Raw genomic sequence first — 12,543 nt, 5'->3', positions numbered from 1 at the left:
GACAATGAAGAAAATCGCAGAATTAAAGGAAATTATCGCAGGTGGAGAGTTTGACGAGAAGCTTGCACAGATCTATCTCGACAAGGATATGATCCCATACAACAGGGAAAGATATGTAAAAGCTCTTGATAAATTTACAGAGTTATTCGGAGATCAGGAGGTTGCTATCTACAGCGCTCCCGGAAGAAGCGAGGTGTGTGGAAACCATACAGACCATCAGAACGGACATGTACTTGCTACATCGATCAACCTTGATGCCATAGCAATTGTGGCACCTAGAGAGGACGGCGTGATCGAGCTTGTGTCAGACGATATGCCTAAGGAAGTTATCAATGTAAATGATATCGAGCAGGATCCTGCACTTGAGGGAACAACAACAGCGCTTATCAAGGGTGTTGTTGCAGGAATCAGAGACTACGGATTCAAGGTAGGCGGTTTCACAGCATTTGTCACAAGCGATGTGCTCATGGGAGCAGGAATGTCATCATCAGCAGCATTTGAGAGCCTTATAGGAACTATCCTTTCAGGCCTCTACAATGAGATGAAGGTATCATCTGTAGATGTGGCAAAGATCGGACAGTATGCAGAGAATGTATATTTCGGCAAGCCATGCGGACTGATGGATCAGATGGCATGTGCAGTCGGAGGACTTATATATATCGACTTCTTTGACAAGGCAAATCCTGTTATCAAGCAGGTTCCGGTTGACTTTGAGGCTCATCAGTACAGCCTGTGTATCGTTGACACAAAGGGTTCACATGCAGACCTCACAGACGACTACGCAGCAATCCCTGCAGAGATGAAGCAGGTTGCAAATTACTTCGGTGAGGAATTACTCAGCAGAGTTTCAGAGGAGGACTTCATCAGCAAGGTTGGTGAGATGAGAGCAAGCGGCAAGGTGAGCGACAGAGCAGTCCTTCGTGCGCTTCACTTCTACACAGAGCAGGATAGAGTTGCAGAGGGCGTTGCAGCGCTTGAGAATCAGGAGTTTGACCACTTCCTCGACGTGATAAAGAGAAGTGGAGATTCATCCTTTAAGCTTCTTCAGAATATATACAGCGCAAAGGATCCACTCACACAGAACGTATCAATAGCACTTGGCTTCTCAGAGAAGTTCATCGGCGAGGATGGTGTGTGCAGAGTACACGGCGGCGGATTTGCCGGAACCATCCAGGCATTTGTCAAGAACGCGGCTGTTGCTGAGTACAAGAAGAACATAGAGTCGATCTTCGGAGAGGGCGCATGCCACGTCCTCAAGGTGAGACCTTACGGCGGAATCAAGGTAGTTGAATAGATATTTGCGAAACATAATTGCAATGTAGTGTCTGAGGCGCTTTAACATACCAATCAAGGGTCGCTTTCGCTTATTTCTGTCTGCAGCGTATGTAACAGCTGGCTTGCCAGCTGTTGCGGGTAATAGTCAATGCAGATTTCTTAGCATTGACTATTACCTAAGGACCGGCGGCCTCGTATTCCCCTGATTTGGTAATGTTAAATTACCTCAAACATAATACAGGTTTATGGGTTTCGCAAATATCTGTGCGAGAAAAATATAAGGATATGTAGAAAGAAGGGTTACAATCATGATAGATACAAATATCAAGCAGCTTGTTGAGTACGGAATTGCAAATGAGCTGATAGAGGAAGAGGACAGAATATATACAACCAACACCATCCTTGAGATGCTGAAGAAGGACAGCTACGAGGAGCCGGGTGAGGTGCCAGCTATAGATACACCGGAAAAACTTGAGGAGTGTCTCAAGGAGATTCTGGATTATGCAGTTGAGAATGGACTTATCGCAGAGGATTCGGTTGTCCTCAGAGATCTGTTCGACACGAAGATCATGAATGCGTTGGTTCCAAAGCCAAGCCAGATCATAAAGACATTCAGAGAGAAGTACGCAAAGTCCCCAGAGGAGGCGACAGACTTCTACTACAAGCTCAGCAGAGCTACAGATTACATCAGAACATACAGAGTTGCAAGGGATATCAAGTGGGTAAAGCCTACAGAGTATGGTGATATCGACATCACCATCAACCTTTCAAAGCCCGAGAAGGATCCGAAGATGATCGCCCTTGCCAAGACCATGTCACAGTCATCATATCCAAAGTGTCAGCTTTGCATGGAGAACGAGGGATATGCCGGAAGGATCAACCATCCTGCAAGGGAGAATCACAGGATCATCCCTATAGAGGTAAATGGCAGCAAGTGGGGCTTCCAGTATTCTCCTTATGTATATTACAATGAGCACTGTATCGTGTTTAATGGACAGCACATCCCAATGAAGATAGAGAAGGCGACATTCCAGAAGCTCTTCTCATTTGTGGGTCAGTTCCCTCATTACTTCCTGGGATCAAATGCAGACCTTCCTATAGTAGGTGGTTCAATCCTCACACACGATCACTTCCAGGGCGGACGTTATACATTTGCCATGACAAAGGCACCTGTTGAGACAAAGATTATATTTGCAGGATATGAGGATGTCGAGGCAGGAATCGTGAAGTGGCCTATGTCAGTCATTAGACTTGACGGAGAGGATCCAGACAAGATCATAGAGCTTGCCGACAAGATTCTCGGCGCATGGAGAGGCTACACAGATGAGGATGCGTACATATTCGCGGAGACAGACGGAGAGCCTCACAACACGATCACTCCGATCGCAAGAATGAGAGATGGCAAGTACGAGATGGACTTAGTCCTTCGTAACAACATCACCACAGAGGAGCACCCACTTGGACTTTATCATCCATGGGAGCAGTATCACAACATCAAGAAGGAGAACATCGGGCTCATCGAGGTTATGGGACTTGCGGTGCTTCCTGCAAGACTCAAGGGCGAGATGGAAGAGCTTGCAGAGGTTCTTGTGGCAGGTGGAGACATCAAGAACCACGAGAATATCGCAAAGCATTACGACTGGGTACAGACATTCATAGGAAAGTACGACATAAATGCGGACAACGTACACAAGATCCTTCAGGATGAGATCGGCGATGTATTCGCAAAGATCCTTGAGTGTGCAGGCGTTTACAAGAGGGATGAGGCCGGAAAGGCTGCATTCCTCAAGTTCGTAGATTATGTGAATGCACAGTAATATAGTGTGCATTAAAAATGCAATAATATATGTGTATCTGTGACAGACGTATTCCATAACTAATATTTATTAATGCCACATTTCATTGTGCATAACAGGATGTAGTGGTATAGTGTTGGAGAAAACGTCATTGCAAAATAAAAATGTTTATAAACTGGTGATCGACATTTGCGCAAGACATGAATAGTGCCCCAAAAAGCACAGGTGTCTGGCAGATGGTTATGAGTCACAGTATCATAAAGGAGGAAAACATTATGAAGATTTTAGTAACAGGCGGAGCAGGTTATATAGGAAGTCATACATGTGTTGAATTGCTTAATGCAGGCTACGAGGTAGTAATTCTCGACAACCTTTACAATGCCAGCGAGAAGGCAGTGGACAGAATCAAGGAGATCGCAGGAAAGGATCTCACATTCTACAAGGCAGATATCCTTGACAAGGAAGCTATGGACAAGATATTTGCAGATGAGAAGCCTGACTGTGTAATACATTTTGCAGGACTCAAGGCAGTTGGCGAGTCAGTTGCAAAGCCACTTGAGTACTATCAGAACAACATCACAGGAACTCTTAATCTGTGCGAGGTTATGAGAAAGAACGGATGCAAGAACATCATCTTCTCATCATCAGCTACAGTATACGGCAATCCTGCATTTATCCCTATCACAGAGGAGTGTCCAAAGGGAACACCTACAAACCCATATGGCTGGACAAAGTGGATGATCGAGCAGATCCTCACAGACCTCCACACAGCAGATCCAGAGTGGAACGTGATACTTCTCCGTTACTTCAACCCGATCGGAGCTCACAAGAGCGGACTTATCGGAGAAGATCCAAAGGGTATTCCTAACAACCTTCTTCCATATGTTGCACAGGTTGCAATTGGAAAGCTTCAGAGCGTTGGAGTATTTGGCAATGATTACGACACACCGGATGGAACAGGTGTGAGAGATTACATCCATGTAGTAGACCTTGCAGTTGGACATGTAAAGGCTATCAACAAGATCAAGGAGAATCCTGGAGTTAAGGTATACAACCTTGGAACAGGCAATGGCTACAGCGTCCTCGATGTTATCAAGGCATTCAGCAAGGCATGTGGACATGACGTTCCATATGTGATCAAGGACAGACGTCCTGGCGACATCGCAACATGCTACTCAGACGCTTCACTTGCCAAGAAGGAGCTTGGCTGGGAGGCTCAGTACGGAATCGACGAGATGTGTGCTGATTCATGGAAGTGGCAGTCGATGAATCCAAATGGATATAATGACTAATTCCAAAATATAAATAACATAAAGTGACAGGGCACCGACAAATACTATATACAATCAGATGTAGATTTGCCGGTGCTCTTTTCTGCGTATTGACTTTTTAAAAGAGACGTTGTATAAGTAAGTAAACTACGCTTTCTGCGGTCTTTGTTAATTATGCCCTTTTTTAGGGCTTTATCAGATAGAAATGGGTGTTTGACATATGAGACTAGAAATACTGCTTTCGTGTATGAACCTTCAGGATGAGGATATCATAACGAAATCCCATATAGAGTCCGACACGATCATAGTCAACCAGTGTGGATATGATGGGTACAATGAATATGACAGGAACGGACATAAGACAAGAATTTTTTCGGTGAATGACAAGGGTCTTACCAAGAGCAGGAACTATGCTATAAAGCATTCCGAGGCGGATGTGTGTCTGCTGTGTGATGACGATGAGGTGTTCAGCAGGAATTACGAAGAAGGGATACTGACTGCGTACAGAGATCTGCCAGAGGCGGATGTCATCATATTCAACATAGGCAACAGACCTGCCCATTGGGGCGACATGCCTAAGAAGCTTGGATATCTGGATCTCATGCATGTGGCATCCTGGCAGATATCATTCAAGAGAGAGAGCATAGTCAATAATAATGTATATTTTGATGAGCGCATGGGTGCAGGCTCGGGCAACGGAGCTGAAGAGGAATTCAGATTCCTCACGGATTGCAGGAAGAACGGACTTGCAATATATTACGTACCATTTGTCATAGCGGATGTTGCGCAGACAAAGTCAACATGGTTTAAGGGGTATAACGAAGAATTTTTCATAAACAGAGGTAATACGACAAGATACATCATGGGTTATGTACCGGCGGTATTGTACGCAGCGTATTACAGTATAAGGAAGAGACATCAGTTTGACAGTGATATATCATGGTTTAAGGCCTTCAGACTTATTATGAAGGGAATACATGAGAACAGGTTAGGGAAGAAGAAATGAGCGAAAAAATATTAAGTGTGATAATTCCGTCCTACAACAGCAAGCCATATCTTGACAAATGTCTTGGATCACTTGTTGTTCCGGAGCTTATGGACAAAATAGACGTGATAGTGGTAAACGATGGCTCGACAGACGGCAGTGAGAGTATATGTGAGGAGTACATTGAGAAGTATCCTGACAGCTTTTCACTTATTAATAAGGAGAACGGAGGACATGGCTCAGCGATAAATGCCGGAGCTGAGAAGGCCAGGGGCAGATACATGAAGGTGCTTGACGCCGACGACTGGTTTCTCACAGAGAGTATTCCTGAGTTTATAGGAAAGCTCGAGAATGCCAGTGCGGATGTTGTTCTGACATGTCACCACACCATCAATATAACAACAGGGGAGATAAAGAACTGGAGATGTTTCCCTGATGAATTCGACAGAGAATATACTATGGAAGAGGTCATGTCAGACTGGAAAAAATTTGACAGAAGCCTCACATTCCATGGAATAACATACAGAACACAGTTTTACCGTGAGAATGGAGTCAGACTTGCAGAAAAAGTATTCTACGAGGATCACGAATATGCGACATATCCATGCTGCTTGGCAAAATCCATACTGCCACTCGATATGTTCGTGTACGAGTACAGGATCGGGGATGTGTCCCAGAGCGTATCCGCGCAGAATCAGCTCAAGAGAATCGACCACACCAAGATGGTCATAGTAAAGATGCTCAAGAACAGAGAGGACATCTCGGAGCAGTGGGCTCTTGAATACTGCGACAAGAAGATACATCTTCTTCTGCTGAGCTTCATGGTAACTTCCATGCTATGCGATTCCGACAGAAAGAGAGGTGTTGCACGGGTAGATCAGCTTATGAGTTATATAGTCAAGAGAGACAGACACGTCGTTGATATGACATTGAAGCATTATAAGATACTTAAGCTTCTGAATGCTGCGCATGTGGGTCTGGAAGGCTACAACAAAATGCTTAATTCAAAGCTTTACAACAAGGTAAGGCACAATAAGAGTTTTGAATAGATTTACTATGGAGGATTAACGAAAAATGAAAGTAAAAAGCGGAAGCTTTTTAGAAGTTTTTAATTATAAAGATCTTTTAAATCAGCTTGTTTCAAGAGATATAAAGTTAAAGTATAGAAGAAGTTTTCTTGGATATGTGTGGAGTATCCTGAACCCATTGCTCATCATGATCGTAATGGTTATCGTATTCTCCAAGATGTTCAACAGATCGATACCACACTTCCCTGTGTACCTTTTTGCAGGACGTATACTGTACGAATTTGTAATAGGTGCATGTGGTAAGGCACTTGGAAGTATAACAGATAATTCGTCACTGCTTAAGAAAACGTATGTGTCAAAGTTTATGTTCCCGCTGGCAAAGATCACAAGCTCACTTGTTGACTGCCTGTTTTCACTGGGAGCGTTTCTTATCGTTATCATATTCACACGTTCACCATTTTACTGGACGATGCTGTTGTTCCCGTTCATATTCCTTCAGGCCTATATATTTGCCTGCGGATTGGGCTTTTTTCTTGCACAGCTCCATGTATTCTTCAGAGATACAAGATATATATGGAATGCGGTCACCACAGCGTGGATGTACTGTTCAGCGATATTCTATCCTATAGATATGCTGCCAGACTGGTTGAAGTTACTTGTGAATTACTTCAACCCACTGTATGTATATATCAAGCAGTTTAGATGCATAGCGCATCAGGGAGTGATGCCTGATCTCACTACTATCGGTCTCGGATTCCTCTATGCATTCTTTTTCTTTGGACTGGGAGTGCTGTGTTTCAAGAAGAATCAGGACAAGTTCATTCTGTATATTTAGGAGGTGTGGCAGTTGGCTAACGTAGAAGAGAAAAAGAACGAACTTGATGATAAGAAGATTTTCACCTCAAATGCACAGCGTACAACAACTGTGGCAAAGGGTGAGACCATTATAGAGCTCAAGGATGTGACCATAAGATTCAACAAGAACAATCTGAAGGTGGACAATCTGAAAGAGTATTTTATAAGACTTGTGACAAAACAGTTGATGTTCCAGGAGTTCATAGCGTTAAAGGACATCAATCTTGATATAAAGAAGGGCGAGGCGTGGGGTTTCGTTGGAACCAATGGTGCCGGAAAATCCACCCTGCTCAAGGTAGTCAGCAGAATATTGAAGCCTGCCAGCGGTACTGTTAAGGTATCGGGAACTGTGGCAGCCCTCATAGAGCTTGGAGCCGGAATCGATCCACAGCTCACGGCTCGTGAGAATATATTTCTCAACGGAACTCTGCTGGGATATTCAAAGGCATTTATAGAGTCAAAGTTTGACGATATAGTTGAGTTTTCAGAGTTGCAGGATTTCCTTGACTCTCCGGTCAAGAACTTTTCTTCAGGTATGAAGACCAGACTTGCATTCTCCATAGCGACGGCGGTTGAGCCGGATATTCTCATTGCGGATGAGATACTTGCTGTAGGTGATATGCGATTCAAGAAGAAGTGTGCGGCCAAGATGACTGCCATGCTGGAGGATGGAACGACCCTGCTGTATGTATCCCACAACATAGCTGCTGTCAAGAAGCAGTGTAACAAGGCTATGTGGCTGGATCATGGAAATGTAGTTATGGTGGGAGATGCCGATACGGTATGCGATGCATTCAAGGCCGAGATGGATGCACCTGCACCGGCAAAGACCCAGAGCAAGGACAAGAAATAACAAGAAATCAGGCAAGATGTTTGATATACAACACAGGAGGATTGGATAATGTTACAGAATGTGAAGTTGCAGAATGTGATGCTGCAGATGAATCTGGATGTGAACTTGATAGAGTATCCTGAATTCAGCGCCATTGGAAAGGGAGAGGAATCACCATTTATATACGACTCAGAGAAGAAATGTCATGTTGTAGAGAAGCTCACAAAGGTTAATTTCATGAGCTATTACAACTGCATTCAGGTAAAACGCTGGTCGGAGTATACAGGGGTAAAGAACTTCAAGCTTCACCTCACAATGAAGGGAAAGGCTACAATATCCGTATATGCAATATATTCAGCATCCGTTGCGGTTACCTACAATCCACTTGTATCACAGGTAGTTGAGAGTGATGAGGTTTCAGAGGTGGTTGTGAACATACCGGAGACAGATAAGGCTCTTGTAGGTTTCTATATGGATACCCTGGAAGATACAGAGATATACAGCGGATACTATTCTGCTGACATCGAGGAGGACAGAATAAGGGATGTAAATATCTCTCTTGTCACAACAACATTCAAGAAGCAGGAATATATCAAGCGTAATATAGATCTCATCAAGTCAAATGTACTCTATGATGGAAGTGACCTCAAGGGACACATGTTCGTACATGTCATTGACAATGACAGAGAACTCGATCCATCAGAGCTCGACAGTGAGGATCTCAAGGTTTATATGAATAACAACGTAGGTGGAGCCGGTGGTTTCACCCGTGGAATGATAGAGGCACTGGAGCTTCCAAAGAAGCCTACACATGTACTTCTCATGGATGATGATGTTATGGTCATGCCAGAGAGTTTGTTCAGAACATATTATCTGCTCAGACTCCTCAAGGACGAGTACAAGAAGTGCTTCCTGAGTGGTGCCATGTTCGATTACGATATACGCCAGAAGCAGTATGAGGACGTGGGATTTGTACACAAGGCAGACGGATCATACGGTCCGGTCAAGTCGGCTATGGATATGAGACTTCTCAAGAACATAGTTGCAAATGAGAACTACAGCTTCAATGTCGATGATGCATATGCAGGCTGGTGGTACTGCTGTATACCTGTGGAGCACATCGAGGACAGAGGATTACCACTTCCTGTATTTGTAAGAGGAGATGACGTGGAGTTCTCACTGAGAAACAAGCCGGGATTCATAGCATTAAATGGTATCTGTATATGGCATGTGGGATTTGCAGGCAAATTCAACGCTGCCATGGAGCTTTACCAGGTTCACAGAAACAGTTTTGTTATCCAGGCGGCAAGCGGAATATGCCAGAATGTGGATTTCCTTGCGAGAGTAAAGGGAATGTTCTGGAAGGATATAACCAGATTTGCATACAACAATGCTGAGCTGCTCATAGATTCCATTGAGGATTACCTCAAGGGACCAGAGTATATCATGCATCTTGACGGAGAGCAGAGCCTCAAGGAGCACAATGCTAAGAACGAGAAGCTTGTGCCGCTGGCAGAGCTTGGCTATGCAGGGGATCTTCCTACAGATCCATACAAGTATGAGAGTCTTAATCTGTTCCGCAAGGCAATGTATGTGCTCACGATAAACGGACATCTTCTTCCAAACTTCATGCTTAGAAGAACACCGTATATCATCGCGTACGACTGGTTCTTTGTTCCGGGAAAGAATTACATGAAGAAGACTCTCGTTGCCGTGAACAAGAACGGTGGAACAGGAGTCAGAAGAACGATCAACAGAAAGCGTTGTTTTGCGCTTATAAAGAGATATAGAAAAGTATTGGCTAAATACAAGAAGACACATGTGGAAGTTGAGCAGGCTTACAGAAATGCATTTGACGAGATGAAGACAACTAAGTTCTGGAAGGAATATCTGCATATATAAAGTGATATGGAAGGAGTATCTTTAGGGTATGGCTACTATTAAAGGTATAAAAAACCGTTTGGCGGCTGCGGGAAGAGCACTGGGGGGAGATTACACCTCAGAGAAGAACGGTTCGAAGCCAAAGGATAAGCTCAAGGCGTCCCAGCGAGTAAATGCGGCGCAGAGGGCGATGAGCGGTGATTACGCTCTCAGAGACGGCAAAAAGCCTGTTGTAAAGGTCGAGCCTGCTGAGATCAGGATGAATAAGATATTCACCACGAAGGAAAAAGCAGAGCCTGAGATCAAAGTGTTTGAGAAGCAGGAGAGTGCCAGACAGAGAGAAGAAGAGCGAGTAGAGTGGAGAAAGAAAGCGGTGAGACGCGACAGCGACAAGACAGTCGGATGCATACATCCTGATTACTGCTGTGGCTGCGGCGCGTGCTACAGTGTATGTCCGGTAAATGCTATAAGCATGAAGTATGATTCAGAGGGATTTCTTGCTCCTGTAGTGGATCGCAGCAAATGTACAAACTGCGGTTTGTGCAGAAAGATCTGTCCATCTATAAATCTTGAGTATAAGAACACTGTCGAGCCTGCATGCTATGCGGCATATGCAGACGATGAGATAAGGGCAAAGAGTTCGTCAGGTGGAATATTCACACTGCTGGCTGAGTATGCATTTGAGCAGGGTGGAGCTGTATGTGGAGCAGGATACACAGACGATTTCAAGGTTGAACACTTTATCATAGAGAGCCCGGATGATCTGGACAAGCTCAGAAAATCCAAGTATGTTCAGGCTGATGCATCGAAGGTGTATGCGGACGTTAAGAAGATACTCAAGGAAGGCAGAGTGGTAGTATTCTGCGGATGCGGATGTCAGGTCGCAGGACTTTACGCAACACTCAAGAATGTGGATATATCAAATCTCTACACAATAGATCTGATGTGCCACGGCGGCCCATCGCCAAAGCTGTTCGATGATTATCTGAACAAATACCACGGCAAGGATCAGGGCAAGGTTGCTGATGTTGGATTCAGAGACAAGGACTACTTCGGCTGGTCTACAGAGATGACTGTAAAGTACACTGACGGAACAGTTTATCACAGAACAAGGACACAGGATCCATATTACAGAGCATTCCTTCCTTGTATATCGACGAGAAAGTTCTGTGGACACTGCGCATATGCGAAGCTTCCGAGAACAGGTGATATAACACTTGCAGATTTCTGGGGAATCCAGAAGTACAACAGAGATTACACTGACGGCAAGGGAACATCCATTGTGTCAGTCAACAGTCCACAGGGTGAGAAGATATATGCAGCCATAGCGGACAAGCTGCTCCTGAACAAGGAGATTCCGCGTGATGATGTGCTTAAGACAGGACAGCCTTTTGACCACTGCTTCAAGAATCATCCTGCCAGACAGAGATATTTTGAGCAGATAAAGAATGGCTCATCCATGGAGAAGGCATACGATTATGCCATAAAGGACAAGTACGATGTAGGTATATATGGCGTGTGGTTCGGTGCAAACTACGGAAGTGTTGCTACCTATTACGCACTTCACGAGATCATCAGATCATTTGGTCTGTCAGTGCTCATGATAGACATGCCTGCAGCCAAGACCGGAGCCGGCAAGCCTGACACCCATGCGAGAAGATTTGCAAAGGCACATTACCATGAGAGCAAGAGATACACACTGAAGGATATGAGAGAGCTCAATTCCAAGGTCGATACATTCATCATGGGATCAGATCAGGTGTGGAACAGAGGTATAAGCAGAGGCTTCGGCTTCTCATTCTATTTCGATTTTGTTGAGCCGGATAAGAAGAAGATCGCATTCTCTGCATCATTTGGACATGACAGGGATTTCTGCAATGTACAGGACAGGGAGACGATATCTGAATACATGAGACAGTTTGATGGAATATCCATCAGAGAGACCAGTGGAGTTGAGATCTGTAAGGATGTGTATGGAATAGATGCGGTGAGAGTTCTCGATCCTGTATTTGTTGCAGACAGAAAGGTATTCGATTCACTGGCAGACAAGGCAAAGAAGAAGCACGATGGCAAATATATGCTTGCATATATACTTGATCCAACTCCGGAGAAGAGAGCCGCAGTGGTTGAGGTTTCAGAGAAGCTCGGCCTTGAGGTAGTTGTTCTTCTGGACGGACGTCCAAAGGACCCGGTGAAGAACCGTCAGATCATGGATATGGACGACAAGATCGTCGACGACATAACAGTCGAGGACTGGCTGAACTATTTCAGAAATGCAGATTTCGTTCTCACTGATTCATGCCACGGAATAAGCTTCTCACTTGTATTTGAGACAAACTTTATCGGACTTGCAAACAGTGCAAGAGGAATGACAAGATTTGAATCCCTCGTGGATGTATTCCAGGTGAGAGATCATTACGTTCAGGATGCGGCAGACATTCTTGGAAATGATGAGCTGTTGAAGCCTGTGGATTACGACAATGTCAATAAGATACTTATGTCAGAGAGGGAGAGATCCCTTGCATGGCTTAAGGAAGTATTGTTCAGACCTAAGGAGTTTGAGGGTTATAGAGCATATCCAATTATAGATAAGAGATTGGCGGAAGATAAGGAGGATTAA

The 12,543-nt window shown here is 44.4% G+C and carries 9 protein-coding genes; all 9 read left to right on the top strand.

The window, feature by feature from the left end; genetic code table 11:
• Positions 1 to 4: 4 nt before the first annotated feature.
• The 9 genes from DXD11_RS10830 (at position 5) to DXD11_RS10790 (ending at position 12,543) form a co-directional block, all read left to right on the top strand.
• Entirely contained in the window at positions 5 to 1,294 is a 1,290-nt protein-coding gene (locus DXD11_RS10830; RefSeq protein ID WP_118758376.1) for a galactokinase, read from the top strand.
• Between the two features lie 289 nt (positions 1,295 to 1,583).
• Positions 1,584 to 3,092, top strand: coding sequence for a UDP-glucose--hexose-1-phosphate uridylyltransferase (galT, locus tag DXD11_RS10825; RefSeq protein WP_118758375.1), 1,509 nt, complete (start codon positions 1,584 to 1,586; stop codon positions 3,090 to 3,092).
• A 254-nt stretch (positions 3,093 to 3,346) separates the two neighbouring features.
• On the top strand, positions 3,347 to 4,363 hold the full coding sequence (galE, locus tag DXD11_RS10820) for a UDP-glucose 4-epimerase GalE (protein ID WP_118758374.1): 1,017 nt from the start codon (positions 3,347 to 3,349) through the stop codon (positions 4,361 to 4,363).
• Positions 4,364 to 4,562: 199 nt separating this feature from the next.
• Positions 4,563 to 5,348, top strand: coding sequence for a glycosyltransferase family A protein (locus DXD11_RS10815; RefSeq protein ID WP_242859110.1), 786 nt, complete (start codon positions 4,563 to 4,565; stop codon positions 5,346 to 5,348).
• On the top strand, positions 5,345 to 6,376 hold the full coding sequence (locus tag DXD11_RS10810) for a glycosyltransferase family 2 protein (protein ID WP_118758373.1): 1,032 nt from the start codon (positions 5,345 to 5,347) through the stop codon (positions 6,374 to 6,376). The genes DXD11_RS10815 and DXD11_RS10810 overlap by 4 nt, the downstream gene beginning before the upstream one ends.
• Positions 6,377 to 6,401: 25 nt before the next feature.
• Positions 6,402 to 7,190 (top strand): ABC transporter permease, encoded by a 789-nt coding sequence (locus DXD11_RS10805; RefSeq protein ID WP_015534593.1) that lies wholly within the window; start codon positions 6,402 to 6,404, stop codon positions 7,188 to 7,190.
• Positions 7,191 to 7,202: 12 nt separating this feature from the next.
• Positions 7,203 to 8,063, top strand: a complete 861-nt coding sequence (locus DXD11_RS10800) for an ABC transporter ATP-binding protein (RefSeq protein ID WP_330426635.1) — start codon at positions 7,203 to 7,205, stop codon at positions 8,061 to 8,063.
• A 48-nt stretch (positions 8,064 to 8,111) separates the two neighbouring features.
• Positions 8,112 to 9,944 (top strand): glycosyltransferase family 2 protein, encoded by a 1,833-nt coding sequence (locus DXD11_RS10795; RefSeq protein WP_118758372.1) that lies wholly within the window; start codon positions 8,112 to 8,114, stop codon positions 9,942 to 9,944.
• Between the two features lie 28 nt (positions 9,945 to 9,972).
• Positions 9,973 to 12,543, top strand: a complete 2,571-nt coding sequence (locus DXD11_RS10790) for a polysaccharide pyruvyl transferase family protein (protein ID WP_118758371.1) — start codon at positions 9,973 to 9,975, stop codon at positions 12,541 to 12,543.

This window comes from Coprococcus sp. TF11-13 (assembly GCF_003481085.1).
GTDB classification, from domain to species: Bacteria; Bacillota; Clostridia; order Lachnospirales; family Lachnospiraceae; genus Coprococcus; species Coprococcus aceti.
This window is presented reverse-complemented; position numbering and strand designations above follow the sequence as displayed.